Here is a 16605-nt window from a genome sequence, read left to right as displayed (position 1 = left end):
CCAGAAAGGCTGCGGCATTTCACCGCAGCGGAAATTATCGTTATTAGTGTTAAGCGGCTTCTGTGGCAGAGATTTCTGCTTGTGACTGATTGCGGAATTTATGCTTGTACACCGCCATGGTCAGTACCATCGGTACGGCGATCGCGATCAGCATGGCGACTGAGTAGATGCCCCAGTAGCGTGGCTGGATGGAAAGAATGCCCGGTAACCCGCCGACACCAATCCCATTGGCCAGTACACCACTGAAACCACAGACCAGCGCGGCCAGTGACGAGCCGACCATGGCGCAGAGCATTGGGAATTTGTAGCGCAGGTTGATACCGTACATGGCAGGTTCGGTGACGCCCAGATAGGCAGAGATAGCGGCAGGCACGGAAATTTCACGTTCGTTGGCTTTACGGCTGACGAAGATGATACCCATGACGGCAGATGCCTGAGCAATGTTAGACAGCGCAATCAGTGGCCATATTGGGGTGCCGCCCATGCTTTGTACGAGCTGTAAATCCACGGCATTGGTGGTGTGATGCACACCGGTAATGACCAGCGGGGCGTAAAGGAAGCCAAACAGTGCAGCACCGATAGGAGCAAAGCTGCCGGTCATGACCGATTTCGCTGCAAAGGCCACACCGTCACCAATCCAGCGGCCGAATGGACCAATCAGGCTGTGTGCCAGGATCACGGCGAGGATCAGGGAGACGAACGGTACGATGACCAGATAGAGGTAGGCCGGGACAATCTGTTTCAGTCGGGTTTCAATCAGGGCGAGCAGTGCACCGGCCAGAATGGCAGGAATGACCTGAGCCTGATAACCAACTTTTTGAATCGCAAACAGCCCAAAATTCCAGACGTCGGGTGCTTGTTGGCCGATCAAATAGGCGTTCATCAATTGCGGGCTGACCAGGGTGATACCGAGTACAATCCCCAGGATCTCGCTGCCCCCCATTTTACGGACGGTCGCCCAGCAGACACCCACTGGCAGGAAATGGAAAATGGCTTCGCCAATCAGCCACAGGAACGAATGCACCGTTGTCCAAAACTGGCTGATTTCGGTGAGACTCTTGCCATCGAACATCTTGATGTCACCGATGACATTACGGAACCCGAGGATCAAACCCCCGGTGATGATGGCTGGCAGTAAGGGCACAAAAATTTCAGCCAGATGTGAAATCGCCCGTTCCAGTAAATTCATGTTCTGGCGTGCAGCCACTTTCGCGGCTTCTTTGCTGGCCCCATCGACGCCGGTTTCGGCAATCAGGAGTTTATAAAATTGATCCACTTCGGTACCTATCACCACCTGGAATTGACCGGCATTGGTGAAGCATCCTTTAACGGATGCCAGTGATTCAATCGCTTTAATATCCGCTTGCGCTGTATTTTTCAGCACAAACCGCAGCCGGGTCAGGCAATGACTGACGGTGGCAATGTTGTCTTTGCCGCCGACCAGACTGATCAGACGTGTGACGTCTTGAGAGAATGATTTGCTCATGTGTGTCCCCTGGTGAACAAAATCATCGTTCCGGGATGGAAGACGATTTAAGTATAGTTGGTAACGTTCCCAATTAGTATGGAACTGATTATATAAAACACAAAAGGGAACGTTCCCAATTTGCGTGATTGTTCACAGATCCTGCGATCCGGTGGATCTTTAGCGCAGGATCAGGTTTTCGTTTGAGTGTTAGAGATGATGCGAGGGAGCGATCTGAGCACAGGGTTCCGCTTGTTGTTCTAATTGCAGCAGCAATTGCTCTGCAGCCAGTCGGCCGGCTTGTTTATAACCGGGATCAACTGATAAAACCTGTGGAAAGAGGAAATGCAGCAAGGGATTGTTGCCAACCCCGGTCAGTTGCACATCATGGCGTTGCTGTTCCTGCAGATATTTTGCCGCACCCATTGCCAGCGTGTCGGTGGCACAGACCACCGCTTCTGTCGCTGGGGTTAACAACTTGGCGGCCAGATCATAGCCGCTTTGCACATCCAATGAACCGGTCAGATAGCGACAGGGCAGCTCATGATGATTGCAAAATTGCTGATAGGCCCGTAGGCGCAATGCACCGGTGGTCGCATCACTCGGGTCGACACCGATAAAATCAATCTGACGACGGCCGGCGGCATAGAGTTTTTCCAGGATTTGCCGGATGGCTCCCTGATCGTCGTAACAAACGGAGGCCATTTGTGGCCAGTCACGGGCCATCAGCACCAGTTTATCTTGCCAGTTGCGCAGGTGCTCCAGTTGCAACGCACTGAACGCAAACAGGATCACGCCATCGACACCACGGCGGGCGAGCAGGGCCAGATGTTCATCGACTTTAGCCGGATCAAACTCGCTTTCCATCAGCATGGCATCGTAACCACGGGCATACAGCACTTCGAGCATGCCGCGCACGGCCCGGTTTTCCGAGGCGGAATCGAGACGGGAGACAATAATGCCGACCAGACGGGCGCTGTTGGTGCGCATCGCACGCGCCGATTTGCTGGGTTCGAATCCATGTTCACGAATGATGGTTTCTACGCGATCACGGGTTTGCGGGTTCACGTTAGGGTCTTGATTCAGTACCCGTGATACCGTCGATTTACCCACACCACTCAGTCTGGCGATATCAAGAATGGTTAAGCGTTTAGTCATGGTTTACCGGAAAAACTCACTTTCCAGTATTGTTGGGATTTTTCCCGTTTGAGGCAAGCCTGAAAGTACAGAACTGCGCTATTCAGGCCGTTATTTCCCAGCAGAATTATCAATCCGGTTTGTGATCCGCGGAGCAGTTATTTATGCTGGGAGCAGTTGATGGCTCACCCCCCGGCGTTACGCGCCCGGTTTTTGAGGAAAGGCTTATTATGTTTATTGGTAATTTACAGGAACTGAATGATGTTCTGTTGCATCCGCTGATTGCGGCGGTGTTGCGTGATTTTGTGGCCACGAATGTGGACGTTCTGGAGTTGCCTAAGGGCAAAACCGATCTGGCTGTGCCGGCGAAGTTTGCACCTGCGGTATTGCCTGACAATCCGCTGTTTATGATTAACTCGCTGGATACCTCACAACTGGTGACGGAACGTCGTGCCGAATTCCATGATACCTATCTGGATATTCAGTTACTGCTCTCGGGGGAGGAGTGGATTGGTATTGGCCCGCATACAACGGAATTGGATCGTTCGGATAATCCGCATCCTGATCTCTATTTCATGGATGAGACCCCGACCAGCTATGTCGGTCTGCAACCGGGCGATTTTGTGGTGATTGCGCCGGGAGAGCTGCATACCCCACTGTGCACACTGACCGAACCGGGTCAGTTGCGTAAAATCGTGTTTAAAGTACATAAAGAGCTGTTAGCACCCGAGGCATGATCTCAAGGAGGCACTATGCCTGTGTTTCAATTGATTATTGGCAATAAAAATTATTCATCCTGGTCGTTACGGCCTTGGTTGTTGTTGCGAAAATTAGGCGTTAGCTTTGAGGAAACACAGGTCTTATTGCAAACCGAGGATTTTCAAAAACAGGTGATGCAATATGCGCCAGTGGCGAAAGTGCCGGTATTACTGGCCGACGAGTTGGTTATTTGGGATTCGCTGGCCATTGCCGAATATCTGGCAGAGCAATTTCCGCAAGCCTGGCCAAGAGACCCGGCCGCCCGGGCACTGGCACGTTCTGTCTGTGCCGAAATGCATTCCGGGTTTATGGCGTTACGCAGCCAGATGCCGATGAATTGCCGTGCAACAGGACGCGAAGTACAAGGGCAAGGGGATGCGGCGTTGCAGAAGGACATTGAACGTATTCAGGCCATCTGGAGTGAATGCCGCCTGCGTTATGGTCAGTCCGGTCCGTGGTTATTTGGCGAGTTCAGCATTGCCGATGCGATGTTTGCGCCGGTGGTGTTTCGATTTAACACCTATGGTGTGAACTGTCAGGGGCTGGCCGGGGAGTATCTGCAGACGGTATTGCATGATGCCGACATTCAAACGTGGTTGCATGCGGCACAGCAAGAAACTGCGGTGATCATGAGTTCCGAAGTCGGTTTAACCGCGCAGTAATCTGCGCTGTTTTTCCTATAAAAAGAGCGCCTTCAGGCGCTCTTTGTCTATGGCTCACGTGTTCAGGCTTTCAGTGCCTGATCCAGATCGTCAAGAATGTCTTCAATCGCTTCAATGCCGACAGACAAGCGGATCATTTCTGGTTTCACGCCAGCTTTCGCCTGTTCTTCCTCGGTCATCTGACGATGTGTGGTGGAAGCCGGGTGACAAGCCAGTGATTTGGCATCGCCGATATTCACCAGACGCTTGAAGATTTTCAGGGCATCGTAGAAGCGGACGCCGGCGTCATAACCCTCTTTCAGACCAAACGAGAGAATGGCGGAAGGCGTGCCGTTCATGTATTTCTGTGCCAGGGCATGATGTGGATGTTCCGGCAGACCGGCATAGCTGACCCAAGCCACTTTGTCATGCTGTTGCAGGAATTCCGCGACCTTCTGCGCGTTTTCAACATGGCGTTCCATACGCAGCGACAGGGTTTCCAAACCTTGCAGCAACAGGAAGGCATTCATCGGTGACAGGGCGGAACCGGTATTGCGCAGCGGCACGGTACGGGCGCGGGCAATGAAAGCGGCGGGGCCAAAGGTGTCGTTGTAGATGACGCCGTGGTAAGAGGCTTCTGGCTGGCTGAACTGTGGGAAACGTTCTTTGTGTTCTGCCCACGGGAATTTACCGGAATCAACAATCACACCACCCAGTGAGTTACCATGACCGCCCACGTATTTGGTGATTGAATGCACGACAATGTCGGCACCAAACTGAATCGGCTTGCACAGCACCGGCGAAGCGACCGTGTTGTCCACCACCAGCGGTACGCCTTTGGCGTGCGCGACATTGGCCAGCCCTTCCAGATCGACAATATTACCGGCCGGATTACCGATACTCTCGCAATAGACTGCCTTGGTTTTGTCGTCGATCAGCTCAGCAATAGCTTCCGGTGAATCGTCACGGGCAAACCGCACTTCGACACCAAAACTCGGCAACATATGGGCAAACAGGGTATAAGTGCCGCCATATAACTGAGGGGTGGAAACGATGTTGTCACCGACGCGGGTCAGTGTCTGGATGGCATAGTTGATGGCGGCGCTGCCAGCAGAGACCACCAGTGCCGCGATGCCGCCTTCCAGTGCAGCCAGACGCTGTTCCAGCACATCATTGGTCGGATTCATGATGCGGGTATAGATATTGCCCGGTACTGCCAGATTGAACAGATCCGCCCCATGCTGGGCATTGTCGAATTCATAAGCGACGGTTTGGTAAACCGGTACCGCGACCGCCTTGGTCGTCGGGTCATTCTGGAAACCATGATGCAGCGCCAGGGTTGCGTCTTTCATGAGCAATCGTCCTTGTCACAATGAAATGGAAAAAAGAGGTTCAATCTAACCGCGGTCATTTCGCGCTGTAAAGGTATCAATACAGGATATGTTATCCGGTTTGCAGATAACCGATTGAGCAGGCCGCGTGCCGTCGTCTGGCGACACGCGGGAAAACCATCGCTTAGGCGATCTTGATGACGACGCGTCCGGTGATTTGACCATCCATCATCTTGGCGGCCGCTTCCGGTGCCTCTTCCAGCAGGATCTCTTTGCAGGCGGTTTGATAGAAATGTGCGGGTAACAGCGTGGCCAGACGCTGCCAGGCCTGCTGACGACGTGCAAACGGGCACATGACCGAATCGACACCCTGCAGGCGCACATTGCGCAGAATAAAAGGCATGACCGTCGCAGGGAGTTCAAAACCACCCGCCAGACCACAGGCGGCGACGGCTCCGTTGTAATTGACCTGTGACAGGATCTTGGCCAGCACGGAACTGCCCACGGTATCGACTGCACCGGCCCAGAGCTGTTTGTCCAGCGGGCGGATCGGCGTCAACAATTCATCACGGGAAATAACCCGGCTGGCACCCAGCTTCAACAGCAATTCATGATTGGCACTGCGGCCAGTGGCAGCCACGACACTGAAACCCAGTGCTGCAAGCAGTGCCACCGCGACGCTGCCCACACCACCACTGGCTCCCGTCACCAGAATGTCGCCTTGGTCCGGGGTTAATCCGGCCTCTTCCAGGGCCATGACACACAGCATGGCGGTCAGTCCGGCCGTACCGATTTGCATACTCTGCAGCGGTGTCAGACCCGCTGCCAACGGAACCAGCCAGTCGGCCTTGAGCCGGGCCTTTTCTGCCATGCCGCCCCAGTGGCCTTCACCCACGCCCCAGCCGGTCAGGACAACCTGCTCACCCGCCTGATAACGGGCATCGGCAGAATCCAGCACGGTACCGACCAAATCGATGCCGGGTACCATCGGCCATTGCCGCACAATCTTGCCCTTTCCGGTGATTGCGAGACCATCTTTGTAATTCAAAGAGGAGTATTGCACGGCAACGGTAACGTCGCCTTCCGGCAGTTGATGCTCATCCAGTTCGGTGATGGCTGCGTGTGTTTGCTTATCGTGTTGCTGTAACAGTAACGCTTTAAACATGGTTATCTCCTGAGTACAGGGGTTGCTTCGGCTGAAGCAAGCGAAGGTGTTTTTTGCGGTAATTGGCGGAAAATGAGGGTTGCCAGCATGCTGAGGCATCCGACCGTGATATAGGTGTCGTGAAACGCCGACAGGATCTCGGCATGTTGCAGGCTGGTGGCCTGTAAGCCGCGCAGTGAGGCATGACTGCCATAGAACCAAGAGAATAAGGTCGCCGAAACCGCAACGCCGAGACTCATCGATAATTGCATAACTACCGACAACAGGCTGTTGCCGCTACTGGCTTCTTCGCGTTCCAGCTCACTTAACGTGAGGGTGTTCATGGCCGTGAATTGCAGCGAATTGAAGACGCCCATCAAGGCAAGATAGAGCAGCAATAACGGGTAGGGTGTACTATTGCTGACCGAACTGAAACCGGCAATCAGTGCACCCAGCAACAGGGTGTTCACCATCAGTATCGCGCGATAACCAAACCGCAGCACCACCCGGTTCGCCAGTAATTTTGTGCTCATGGCGCCGAGTGCAATCGGGATCATGGTCAGGCCAGCATGGGTGGGATTAAAACCCAGAGCGACCTGCAAAAACAGCGGGGTCAGAAATGGCATGGCGCCACTGCCTAACCGGGCAATCAGATTTCCCAGAATACCGATGCGAAAACTGGTGATCCGGAACAGCTTACGACTAAACAACGCATGTGGTTTACGCTGACTGTGCCAGAAGTAGGCATAGAGCCCGATGCATCCTGGAATGCCGAAGAGCAGGAATTTCAGCCATGGTGAGTCGGGTTCACTGAGATGCTGGATGGCGATGGATAACAACACAATACCGCTGCTGAAGAACAGATAGCCTTTCCAGTCGAATGCGCCGGTTTGTTCACGGATATTGGGCATAAAGAAAAAAGCCAGGAGACAGCCGATCCCGCCAATCGGCAGGTTGATCAAAAAAATCCATGGCCACGAAGCGTGTTCCACCAATAACCCACCTAACAGCGGGCCGAGCAAGGGGCCAATTAAACCGGGGATCACCACCAGCGACATGGCGCGCAGAAATTCTGCCTTTGGAAAGACCCGCAAGATCGTCAGCCGCCCGACCGGAACCAGCAATGCGCCGCCCACGCCTTGGAGGATGCGGGCCAGCACCATCTGAGAGAGCGAGGTGGATTCGGCGCAAAAGAAAGAACCTAGGGAGAATAACACGATAGAGAACACGAAGACGTTGCGTGTGCCGAAGCGATCGGCGAGCCAGCCCGACGCCGGGATCAGCATGGCCACGGTCAGCATGTAGCTGATGATGGCGGCCTGCATCTGTAAGGGGCTTTCGTGGAAATCAGCGGCGATGGTCGGTAGTGCGGTATTCAGAATGGTGGCGTCGAGCGCCTGCATGAAGAAGCCAACGGCGGCCAGCCAGGGGAGGATGCGTTTTTCGCGGGCTGATATGGGGTAGGACATCAAAAACGCACCTCGCTGTACGGAACTTGATTAACGTGTTTTGCCACCATGGAAGATTTTTTCCAACCGCACCTGAATCAGCTCCAGCAGGAAAGACAAAATCCAATAGATAACCGCCGCAGTAATCAACATCTCCATGTAACGGTAGGCGGAACGACCGTAGCTTTGGGCCAGGAACATGATTTCCCATAACCCCATCACTGACACCAGTGATGAATCTTTCAACATGGCGATGAACATGGCCATGCTGGGCGGGATCGCCACCTTCATCGATTGTGGCAGGATCACTTTCAGAAAGATCTGTGGCTTCTTCAGCCCCAGCGCCATCGCAGCTTCCCACTGTCCGCGCGGAATGGCAATAATGGCCGAGCGGAATATCTCACTCAGGTAAGCCCCGTAGCAGAGCGCTAGGGCAATGATCCCGGAAGGAATGGCGGTAGGGATCGGACCGAGTTGCGGCAATCCCTGATAGATCAGCAATACTTGCAGCAGCAGCGGTGTACCACGGAAAAAAGAGGTATAAAACGTGGAGATACCATACGCCAGCGGATTCAGGCTGAGACGCCCCAGCGCCGCCAACAGGCCGAGTACGACCGAGGCCAGCATGGCCAGCACACAGACATAAATCGTGAGCGGTACCCCTTGAATAAATCCATCCGGTGCAAGGTGCAATCCTGCCAGGAACGGCAGTTTTGCCCATACGTAACTCATATCAAGATTGAATTTGGCAATAAACCAGACAAAGCCGATCATCAGCGCCAGCCAGACCAAGGAAACCTGCCACTTAAACTTTCTGGTCATGATGGTGTTGCGGTTCAATGAGAAATCCTTTCAGGTGGAGTCAAGACAAGAGAGGCGCTAGTTTAGCGGAATACATCACAAAATGCAGTTAACAAAGCATAAACAAGGGCGAAATCTCGCCCTTGTTTTGTTGATTCACTGGTCATGCCAATTAGCGGGAGATGTCGCTACCCACCCATTTCACGCTGATCTTCTTCAGGGTGCCGTCTTTACGCATGTCATCAAAGATTTTCACGACGGTGTCATGCCATTCTTTATCACCTTTATCGGTGGCAACCCAGTTCGGATCTTCGTATAAAGGTTCACCGACAATCTTGAATTTACCTGGTGTTTTCTTGATGCGTTCGTTGGCGGTGACCAGATTAGAGACCAGACCGTCAATACGTTTACCGGCGCCCAGTGCCAGATCCTGATATTCCAGATCTTCGCTGCTGTAAGGCATGACCTGAACATTCTTGAATGGGTAAACCAGCGGTTTAGCACCGAAACCTTCCATTTTCAGGGTATGGTTCAGATATTGCTCGTAAGAACCACCTTGTTGAGCCGCAATTTTCTTACCTTCCATGTCGGAAACTTTGGTCAGCGGTGTGCCATTGGTCGAGGTCACCAGCACCGCCGGTGAGCTGTAATAATGAGTGACGAAATCCAGTGAACGGGCACGCTGTGCATCCGGGGTCATCGAGCAGATGCAGATGTCCCAACGGCCGCGCCAGTTCCCGGCGGTGGTCACTTCCCATGCCGGTGTTTCGATTTTGGCTTGCACACCTAAACGACGAGCAAACTCTTTGGTCAGATCGACGTCCATGCCATCCATTTCATTCTTGTCGTTCAGAAAAGAGTAAGGTGGATAAGCTTGATCCATCACACCGATCAGTGCACCACGTTGTTTTATTCGGTCCATCGTTTCGCCAGCTACTGCGGAGTGAGTGACTGCAGCAACACCTGCCAGTAATGCCAAGCTTAACAGCGTTTTGTTTTGCATAATTGTTCCCTCAAAGTAGATAAACATACATAATCGGCGATGAATTTACAGAAAACAATAATAGCAAAGATTATAACGAAGTTGGTTTATTCATCAGGTATGAAATTGCCTTTCTAGACACTTCGGGTGATTCAATTCAGAAAATGTCAGTCATTGTTTCCGATCTTGGCTGTCTGTTGTACCGCTCCTTCATTCAAGGAGACTGTTCTGTTAGCGAGTTTAAGTCGGGCTTTTGCCCATAATTTTTTAGGCGGTGCTCCCCGGTGGTACAAAATTACCATCGTCTTTTTTTGTTGAATAACCCGCTGCTGATGGCGGCATTTTTTGCGGAAGAAATCGTACCGGTGGCGTCAGCAGTACATTAAGGCACACTGGAAGTGAGATGCCTCAAAGGAGATGAATGTGAATAAGATACAAATTCTTGATGGTGGCATGGGGCGGGAACTCAAGCGTATTGGTGCTCCGTTTCAGCAACCGGAATGGTCTGCGCTGGCGCTGTTGGAAGCGCCGGAATATGTCACGATGGCGCATAATGCTTTTATCAGCAGCGGTGCCGATATCATTACGACCAACAGCTATGCGGTGGTGCCATTTCATATTGGTGAATTGCGGTTCACGGAGCGGGGTCATGAACTGGCTCAGTTAGCTGCCGAGATTGCGCGCGCCTGCGCCGATAAGGCTGCCCATCCGGTAAAAGTGGCAGGGTCGCTGTCACCGGTGTTGGGTTCTTACCGCCCGGATCTGTTTCAATTGGAAGCCGCCTTGCGGATTTACCGGGTATTAATCGCAGCTCAGGAACCTTTTGTGGATCACTGGCTGGCGGAAACGCAAAGCTCGATTGCGGAGATTCAGGCGGTACGTCAGGCGCTGGGTGAGCAGAGCAAACCGCTCTGGGTTTCCTTTACGCTGGATGATGAACCGACAGCAGGACAAGCCTTGCTGCGTTCTGGTGAAACTGTCACGGCAGCCGTGTCGGCAGCGATCGCACTGAATGTTTCAGCCATTCTGTTCAACTGCAGTCAGCCGGAAGTGATGAGTCAGGCTGTCCGTGATGCGGTGGCGGAAATCAAACGGCAGGGAAAAGCGATCCCGGTAGGGGTTTATGCCAATGCCTTTCCGGCACAATCGAAAGAGGCGGAAGCCAATGCCGAACTGGATGAGATCCGCGTTGATTTGAATCCGGCTGCATATCTGAACTGGGCTAAGGAATGGGTATCGCTGGGGGCTACGGTGATTGGTGGTTGCTGTGGCATTACGCCGGATCACATTGCCGAATTGGCCAACGCACTCAATTCATAGGCATCACGGCCCGTCACTGACGGGCCGCTCTTTCATTCGGCGGATTCAATTACGAAGTGCGACAACTTTAAACATAAAAACAGCGAGATGTGATACTCAGGATTTTTACTCCCGCCAAGAAGTGAAAAGCCAATGAAATACACACATCTCACTGAGAATGAAAGATATATGTTGTCAGCCTTGAGAAAGCAAGGACTGACTGTCGCATCCATCGCCAAAGCCTTAGGTCGTCACCGAAGTACGGTCTACCGGGAAGTGGAACGAAACTCCCGATGGTGCAATTATGACCAGCTTTATAGTTACCAACCAGCGCGAGCCCAGCAAAAAGTCAGGGTAAGAACAAAGAAAGCCCGAAGGAACAAACGGTATGATCACATGGACTTTCTGCTGGTTGATGCCTTACTGAAATTGCATTGGAGTCCAGAACAGATCGTTGGCTATTTTCGTTACAAAGGCTATCCGGTGATGAGCCATGAAACGATTTACCAGCATGTCTGGGCTGATAAAAATGAAGGCGGCAATCTTTGGCAATACCTGAGACAGTCGCCGAAAATTAGACGTAAACGCTATCGAAGCAAAGACAGCCGAGGGCGAGTAGCAGCCAAACGGCATATCAGCGAACGCCCTACACTAGTGAACGAACGAGAAGAGTTCGGACACTGGGAAATCGATACAGTCATTGGACACGGCAGTAAACATTGCCTAGTCACGATGGTAGAAAGACAAAGCCGCTATACCCTCATAGGCCAACTGGATGATCGGACAACAGAAAGCCTGAACAGACGAGTCGGTTGGCTGATCAAAGAAACGGGCCTACCATTTAAAACCATCACAGCCGACAACGGCACTGAATTTAACCAATATCAGCAGTTAGAACGTAGCCACGGTTGTGACTTTTACTTTGCGACGCCGTATCATTCGTGGGAGCGAGGAACCAACGAAAACACCAATGGTCTGATCAGACAATACATCCCCAAAAAGCAAAGCATGGCGTTGTTAGGTCAACGGCATTGCAGCGACATAGCCAGAAGATTAAACACGAGACCAAGGAAAGTGCTTGGATTTAAAACCCCGGAGGAATTTATCCGTGAGTATCGTTAAGCTATGTCGCACTTCAAACTTGAAGCTACGTTCTCATTAGCGGATGGCTTTGGTCAGTTCCTGACGACGGGTTAATTCGGGGAAAAATTTCATCCATAACCCGACGATCATCAGCGTTCCTAAACCGCCCACAATCACGGCGGGCACCACACCCCACCAGGCCGCCGTCACACCAGACTCAAATTCGCCCAGTTGATTGGATGCGCCGATAAAAATGAAATTCACGGCGCTGACCCGACCGCGCATGGCATCCGGGGTCTCCAGCTGGATCAGCGAAGAACGGATCACCACACTGATCATGTCGGAGGCGCCTAAGATTAACAGCGCACTGAACGAGACCAGAAAGGACTGGGATAAGCCAAAGATAATGGTGGCGACACCAAAGGTCGCGACGGCGGCAAACATCAGCATGCCGGCATGCCGTTTAATGGTGTGTCGTGCCAATACCAACGACATTAACACCGCACCGACTGACGGGGCGGCACGCAGCAGGCCAAGTCCCCAGGGGCCGGTATGCAGAATATCTCGGGCAAAGATGGGTAACAGTGCGGTGGCGCCACCCAATAACACCGAGAACAAATCGAGCGACATGGCACCGAGTACGACCGGGTTATGCCGGATGTAGCTGAATCCGGCAAAGACCGAACGCAGTGTCGGCGGTTCCCGGTGGATGATCCGTTCCGGTTTGGGGATCAACGACATCGCCACAGACGCCAGCAGGAAGCTGACCGAGCTGCACCAATAAACCATTTCCGGATGCAGTGCATACAGAAAACCGCCCATGGCCGGACCGATGATCACCGAGGCCTCCCGCAACGAGCTGTTGAGTGCCAGTGCCCGAGGCAGATGTGAGCTGTCGATGAGGCTGGGTAACAAGGCTTGCTGGGCTGGCGATTCAAATGCTCTGGTCGCCCCCAACAAGAACGCACAGGCAAAGATGCCGTGAATATTGATCCATGCCTGCCAACTGCCAATCGCTAGCACCGCCACCAGAATGGCTTGTACCGAGCGGGTGGTGACCACGATCAAGCGACGGTCATAGCGATCGGCAACATGGCCCACGACTAAGGTCAGCAGCAGTTGTGGCGTAAATTGCATGAGTCCGATCAGGCCCAGATTCAACGCGCTGTGCGTTAAATCATAAACCTGCCAGCCTACCGCAACGACCAGCATCTGATAGGCCAGCGAAGAGAGGGCCATGCTACTTAAAAAACGTACAAAAACAGGGTGTTTCAGTGTCCCGGAAGATGACATAAGCGGGCTCGGAAAAAGGAAAGAAGAAGCCTATCTTACTTACTCATGTCATAAGGAAAAGAATTTTGTTACGCGTAACGACCCGAGCTTAGGCTCAGGAGCGATATAACACCTTGATGATGTGGTAACCAAAGCGGGTTCTCACCGGTCCGACTGGTTGCAGCAGTTCGCAGGAAAAGACGGCTTTGTCGAAGGGCGCGACCATATCCCCTTTTTGAAATTCACCCAAATCACCGCCACGTTTTTTCGACGGGCAGGTGGAATATTTCTTGGCCAGTTGCTGAAAATCTGCGCCTGCGGCCAGTTGTTTCATAATATCCAGCGCCTGCGCTTCTGTTTTTACCAGAATGTGTAAAGCGGATGCGGTGCGGGCCATAAGCGAGTTCTCTGTGATTCAAAAGGGCGGGCATTATAACGAACGTCATGTGCTTTTCCAGAGCCGGGCCGGTCAGAAGTGGTACCGACCCGGATTGGGCATTATGGCATCGTCAGCCAGTTTTCACCGTCAAAGCGTAACTGCAACAGCGTGTTCAGATCCGGCTGTTCGCTGGTCTCTGCCGGTCGGGCGGGATAACCCTGATCATCATGCGCCAGCACCAGATAGTGATTTTCCTGGTCTTTCGATGGCGTGAGCAGATCAAACCAACCCTGATGCATCACCGGAGAGACCATAACCGTGCCACTAAAGCCTTCTAAGCGGCCGACTTGCTGATACTGACCATGGTTGCCCTGCAACACCAGCCAGACGCAGCCTGATTTATCGCACCAGTTCATTTCGACCAGTGCATCCAGCGACCCATCTCCATTCAAGTCAGTTTTGACATAGCGATACTGCGTGCCACTGGCCTGTCCGCCATTGTTCTGCAGGATCTGGCGTAAAGCCTGTTCAATGGCCGGATCGGGCTGTGTTGAGGCTTGCAGCATACCGGCAGAAAAGCTGGCCGTCGCAGGTGGTTTTATTGCTGTGACCGTTTGCGTTTGCTCTGTCCCTGCTGCTACAGGTATCGTGGCTGCGGTGGCTGCGGTGGCTGCGGTGGCTGCGGTGGCTGCGGTGGCTGCGGTGGCTGCAGTGGTAGTTGTGGCCGCAGCCGCAGAGGCTCCGTTCAGTATGGTTTCATTCTGCGCAAAACTCTGTTGTCCGGCTGGTGGTTCAGTCAGTGCTGGTGGCGTCACCACTGCTGCGGCAGTGCTGGTAGCATCCGGTGTCGCCTCGGCAGCTGTATTGGCCGTCGAATTTTCCGCACCGATTTTGGCTTTTAATACCAGTGGCTTATCAAAATAGGCTTTGCCCGCTTCCAGTTCACGATAATCTGCAGTTAAGGTGTCATTCTGCCAGCGGAAAGGGATATTCTCATGGGTCGGTAAGCCCAACCGCTGATTAAACATGACGCGGATTGTTTGATTTTTCTGGGGTTGCCAGACCCCGTCATAGGTCACGGTCGGCCCTGTTTCCCGGGTATAAGTCATTTTCGCCTGATAGTTACTATCCAGAATCAGGCTGACATCCGCTTGCTGTGCATCATCATGCCCCTGCCAGTCATGAGCTGGCTGTTTCTGAATGAGTGAGGTGCCTTGTTCACCACAACCGGACAGGGTCTGACCATCATCCAACTGCAGTGTCACCGTATAACCGAGCCATTGTTGCGTACCGCTATCCTGACAATAACCTGACTGCAGATTCAGTGTCGCTTTTTTACCCTTGGTATTGACTAAGGCCAGTTGTAACTGTTTGTCGGTTGGTCGAGAAACCGTATCCAGTTGATAACTATCCACCCCATTCGGTGTGGTCAGTGAGGCTTGCTGACCATCGATGACAATTGACCAGAACGGTTGGTTGTTGCCAGCCTTTAACAGATACGTATTGCCGGTATCCTGGCAAAGGCTTTGGTCGGTCGTGATGTGGGAAACCTGTTCCGCCTCCAGACGAAAAGGGGCGCCACGATCTTCGCCTGCAGAAAGTTGGCCACTTAAACTGGCTTGTAGTGTTTGTGGCGAACCGAGTTGTTGCCACTGTTGCCAGAAGTTGTCATCCATGACCACTTGCCATTGCTGCTTGCTGCCGCAGGGCGTAAAGGTGGCTTGTTCGTTCTGGCGTTGAATGGTACCCCGGAACAAGGGAGCCAGCTCTTTCTGCAGCTTGGCTGACATATCGACCTGAGCGTGACTGCCGGAAGTACCGGCAGTCTGGCTGCTGCAACTGACCAGCGCCATCAACAAACCAGACAAGACAAAACGTGACAACGGCATAGGGCTCCCCGTACAAAAAATATTCTGTCCAGTTTATCCGATTTTGCCTGTTTTCGCCGCAGTACGTGTTAAAAAAGCTTATTCGGTCAGCAGGAGTTGCTGCAGATATTCTGCCACACCATCTTCGTCGTTGATCCCGGCGCGAGGCAGTTCTGGCAAGGCCATCTTTAACCGGTCATGCGCATTGCCCATCACCACGCCATGCCCCACCATCGATAACATTTCGTAATCATTCATGCCGTCACCAAAGGCAATCGCGGCACTGAGCGGGATATCATGCTGGGTCAGAATGGAGGCAATGGCGGCCCCTTTATTCACGCCCAGCGCCATGACTTCCAGACAGTCGGGTTGTGAAAAGGCGATGCTGAGCTGGCCGGCATAACGTTCCAGCAGGGTATTTTCCAATTCCAGCAACGGTTCATGTTCGGCAATGAAAAAGAATTTGTTGATACTGCTTTTATCCAATGTCACCAGATCGGTTTTGGTATAGCAGAAACCAGTATCTTTATGATATTCCAGATATTCCGGCATATCTTTATTCGTAAACCAGGCTTCTGGCGTATAAATATTAACCGCGATATCCGGATCGGGCAGCGGTAACTCTGAGAGTTCCTGCGCAATATCAGTGGGGAGGGTGCGATTAAAGATGATGGCGTCCTGTTTATCGGTCACAACTGCACCGTTGGCGGTCACCAGGTAGATATCCAGCCCCAGTGCATCCCGGATCGCCTTGACATCAATATGATGGCGGCCGGTTGCCACCACAAATTTGGTTCCTTCCGCCACCAGCTTTTTGAGTATTTTACGAGTATGCGGTGAAACATGATGCTGATTGTTCAGCAGCGTTCCATCCAGATCAGAGATAACGACTTTATACATGCGGGAACCTCAAGATAACGACGACATGGCGGATTATGAGAGCAGTGTCAGTATACCGAATGATCAATAACACCGCATTAACATTCAAGTGAAATG

General features: G+C 52.6%; 15 protein-coding genes. 4 read left to right on the top strand and 11 right to left on the bottom strand.

Translation table 11 applies throughout. From position 1 onward, the window contains the following. Nucleotides 1–49: 49 nt before the first annotated feature. Together treB and treR are read right to left on the bottom strand one after the other, a co-directional pair. Nucleotides 50–1486: a PTS trehalose transporter subunit IIBC gene (gene treB, locus H027_RS0107230; protein ID WP_024871811.1), complete on the bottom strand. Its 1437-nt coding sequence runs from the start codon at nucleotides 1484–1486 to the stop codon at nucleotides 50–52. Between the two features lie 189 nt (nucleotides 1487–1675). Continuing rightward, a complete protein-coding gene (treR, locus tag H027_RS0107225; protein WP_024871810.1) occupies nucleotides 1676–2623 on the bottom strand; it encodes a trehalose operon repressor TreR in 948 nt (315 codons plus the stop codon). Between the two features lie 209 nt (nucleotides 2624–2832). Between treR and H027_RS0107220 the strand changes: the two genes are divergently transcribed. Continuing rightward, a complete protein-coding gene (locus tag H027_RS0107220; RefSeq protein ID WP_024871809.1) occupies nucleotides 2833–3339 on the top strand; it encodes a NanQ anomerase/TabA/YiaL family protein in 507 nt (168 codons plus the stop codon). Nucleotides 3340–3354: 15 nt separating this feature from the next. After that, nucleotides 3355–4023: a glutathione S-transferase family protein gene (locus H027_RS0107215; RefSeq protein ID WP_024871808.1), complete on the top strand. Its 669-nt coding sequence runs from the start codon at nucleotides 3355–3357 to the stop codon at nucleotides 4021–4023. A gap of 62 nt (nucleotides 4024–4085) precedes the next feature. On the opposite strand, the gene H027_RS0107210 is transcribed toward H027_RS0107215, so the two are convergent. From H027_RS0107210 to H027_RS0107190, 5 genes are all read right to left on the bottom strand, one after another. Further along, a complete protein-coding gene (locus H027_RS0107210; protein WP_024871807.1) occupies nucleotides 4086–5354 on the bottom strand; it encodes an O-acetylhomoserine aminocarboxypropyltransferase/cysteine synthase family protein in 1269 nt (422 codons plus the stop codon). A 163-nt stretch (nucleotides 5355–5517) separates the two neighbouring features. Beyond that, complete coding sequence (gene acuI, locus H027_RS0107205) at nucleotides 5518–6498, bottom strand: acrylyl-CoA reductase (NADPH) (protein WP_024871806.1); 981 nt, start codon at nucleotides 6496–6498, stop codon at nucleotides 5518–5520. Between the two features lie 2 nt (nucleotides 6499–6500). Next, nucleotides 6501–7946, bottom strand: coding sequence for a multidrug transporter subunit MdtD (gene mdtD / locus H027_RS0107200; RefSeq protein WP_024871805.1), 1446 nt, complete (start codon nucleotides 7944–7946; stop codon nucleotides 6501–6503). A 30-nt stretch (nucleotides 7947–7976) separates the two neighbouring features. Continuing rightward, nucleotides 7977–8747 carry an amino acid ABC transporter permease gene (locus tag H027_RS0107195; protein ID WP_038149566.1) on the bottom strand — a complete coding sequence of 257 codons (771 nt, stop codon included), beginning with the start codon at nucleotides 8745–8747 and terminating at the stop codon, nucleotides 7977–7979. 151 nt (nucleotides 8748–8898) lie between these two features. Then, a complete protein-coding gene (locus tag H027_RS0107190; protein ID WP_024871803.1) occupies nucleotides 8899–9729 on the bottom strand; it encodes a transporter substrate-binding domain-containing protein in 831 nt (276 codons plus the stop codon). A gap of 396 nt (nucleotides 9730–10125) precedes the next feature. Between H027_RS0107190 and H027_RS0107180 the strand changes: the two genes are divergently transcribed. Together H027_RS0107180 and H027_RS0107175 are read left to right on the top strand one after the other, a co-directional pair. After that, complete coding sequence (locus H027_RS0107180) at nucleotides 10126–11028, top strand: homocysteine S-methyltransferase family protein (RefSeq protein ID WP_038149209.1); 903 nt, start codon at nucleotides 10126–10128, stop codon at nucleotides 11026–11028. 132 nt (nucleotides 11029–11160) lie between these two features. Beyond that, entirely contained in the window at nucleotides 11161–12129 is a 969-nt protein-coding gene (locus tag H027_RS0107175) for an IS30 family transposase (RefSeq protein WP_024870569.1), read from the top strand. 36 nt (nucleotides 12130–12165) lie between these two features. Here the strand turns inward: H027_RS0107175 and H027_RS0107170 are convergent, their stop codons facing one another. The 4 genes from H027_RS0107170 to H027_RS0107155 all read right to left on the bottom strand — a co-directional run bounded on the left by H027_RS0107170 (nucleotide 12166) and on the right by H027_RS0107155 (nucleotide 16509). Continuing rightward, nucleotides 12166–13383 carry an MFS transporter gene (locus tag H027_RS0107170; protein ID WP_024871801.1) on the bottom strand — a complete coding sequence of 406 codons (1218 nt, stop codon included), beginning with the start codon at nucleotides 13381–13383 and terminating at the stop codon, nucleotides 12166–12168. Nucleotides 13384–13477: 94 nt separating this feature from the next. Further along, on the bottom strand, nucleotides 13478–13759 hold the full coding sequence (gene ppiC, locus H027_RS0107165) for a peptidylprolyl isomerase PpiC (protein ID WP_024871800.1): 282 nt from the start codon (nucleotides 13757–13759) through the stop codon (nucleotides 13478–13480). 101 nt (nucleotides 13760–13860) lie between these two features. Continuing rightward, entirely contained in the window at nucleotides 13861–15630 is a 1770-nt protein-coding gene (locus tag H027_RS18915) for a hypothetical protein (protein WP_024871799.1), read from the bottom strand. A 78-nt stretch (nucleotides 15631–15708) separates the two neighbouring features. Beyond that, nucleotides 15709–16509: a Cof-type HAD-IIB family hydrolase gene (locus H027_RS0107155; RefSeq protein ID WP_024871798.1), complete on the bottom strand. Its 801-nt coding sequence runs from the start codon at nucleotides 16507–16509 to the stop codon at nucleotides 15709–15711. Between the last annotated feature and the right edge of the window lie 96 nt (nucleotides 16510–16605).

This window comes from Tolumonas lignilytica, assembly GCF_000527035.1.
Taxonomy (GTDB): Bacteria; Pseudomonadota; Gammaproteobacteria; order Enterobacterales; family Aeromonadaceae; genus Tolumonas; species Tolumonas lignilytica.
This window is presented reverse-complemented; position numbering and strand designations above follow the sequence as displayed.

Excerpts from the sequence above, each read along its gene's own strand:
- treB (WP_024871811.1), bottom strand. The coding sequence starts at position 1,486 with ATGAGCAAATCATTCTCTCAAGACGTCACACGTCTGATCAGTCTGGTC.
- treR (WP_024871810.1), bottom strand. The coding sequence starts at position 2,623 with ATGACTAAACGCTTAACCATTCTTGATATCGCCAGACTGAGTGGTGTG.
- H027_RS0107220 (WP_024871809.1), top strand. The coding sequence starts at position 2,833 with ATGTTTATTGGTAATTTACAGGAACTGAATGATGTTCTGTTGCATCCG.
- H027_RS0107215 (WP_024871808.1), top strand. The coding sequence starts at position 3,355 with ATGCCTGTGTTTCAATTGATTATTGGCAATAAAAATTATTCATCCTGG.
- H027_RS0107210 (WP_024871807.1), bottom strand. The coding sequence starts at position 5,354 with ATGAAAGACGCAACCCTGGCGCTGCATCATGGTTTCCAGAATGACCCG.
- acuI (WP_024871806.1), bottom strand. The coding sequence starts at position 6,498 with ATGTTTAAAGCGTTACTGTTACAGCAACACGATAAGCAAACACACGCA.
- mdtD (WP_024871805.1), bottom strand. The coding sequence starts at position 7,946 with ATGTCCTACCCCATATCAGCCCGCGAAAAACGCATCCTCCCCTGGCTG.
- H027_RS0107195 (WP_038149566.1), bottom strand. The coding sequence starts at position 8,747 with ATGACCAGAAAGTTTAAGTGGCAGGTTTCCTTGGTCTGGCTGGCGCTG.
- H027_RS0107190 (WP_024871803.1), bottom strand. The coding sequence starts at position 9,729 with ATGCAAAACAAAACGCTGTTAAGCTTGGCATTACTGGCAGGTGTTGCT.
- H027_RS0107180 (WP_038149209.1), top strand. The coding sequence starts at position 10,126 with ATGAATGTGAATAAGATACAAATTCTTGATGGTGGCATGGGGCGGGAA.
- H027_RS0107175 (WP_024870569.1), top strand. The coding sequence starts at position 11,161 with ATGAAATACACACATCTCACTGAGAATGAAAGATATATGTTGTCAGCC.
- H027_RS0107170 (WP_024871801.1), bottom strand. The coding sequence starts at position 13,383 with ATGTCATCTTCCGGGACACTGAAACACCCTGTTTTTGTACGTTTTTTA.
- ppiC (WP_024871800.1), bottom strand. The coding sequence starts at position 13,759 with ATGGCCCGCACCGCATCCGCTTTACACATTCTGGTAAAAACAGAAGCG.
- H027_RS18915 (WP_024871799.1), bottom strand. The coding sequence starts at position 15,630 with ATGCCGTTGTCACGTTTTGTCTTGTCTGGTTTGTTGATGGCGCTGGTC.
- H027_RS0107155 (WP_024871798.1), bottom strand. The coding sequence starts at position 16,509 with ATGTATAAAGTCGTTATCTCTGATCTGGATGGAACGCTGCTGAACAAT.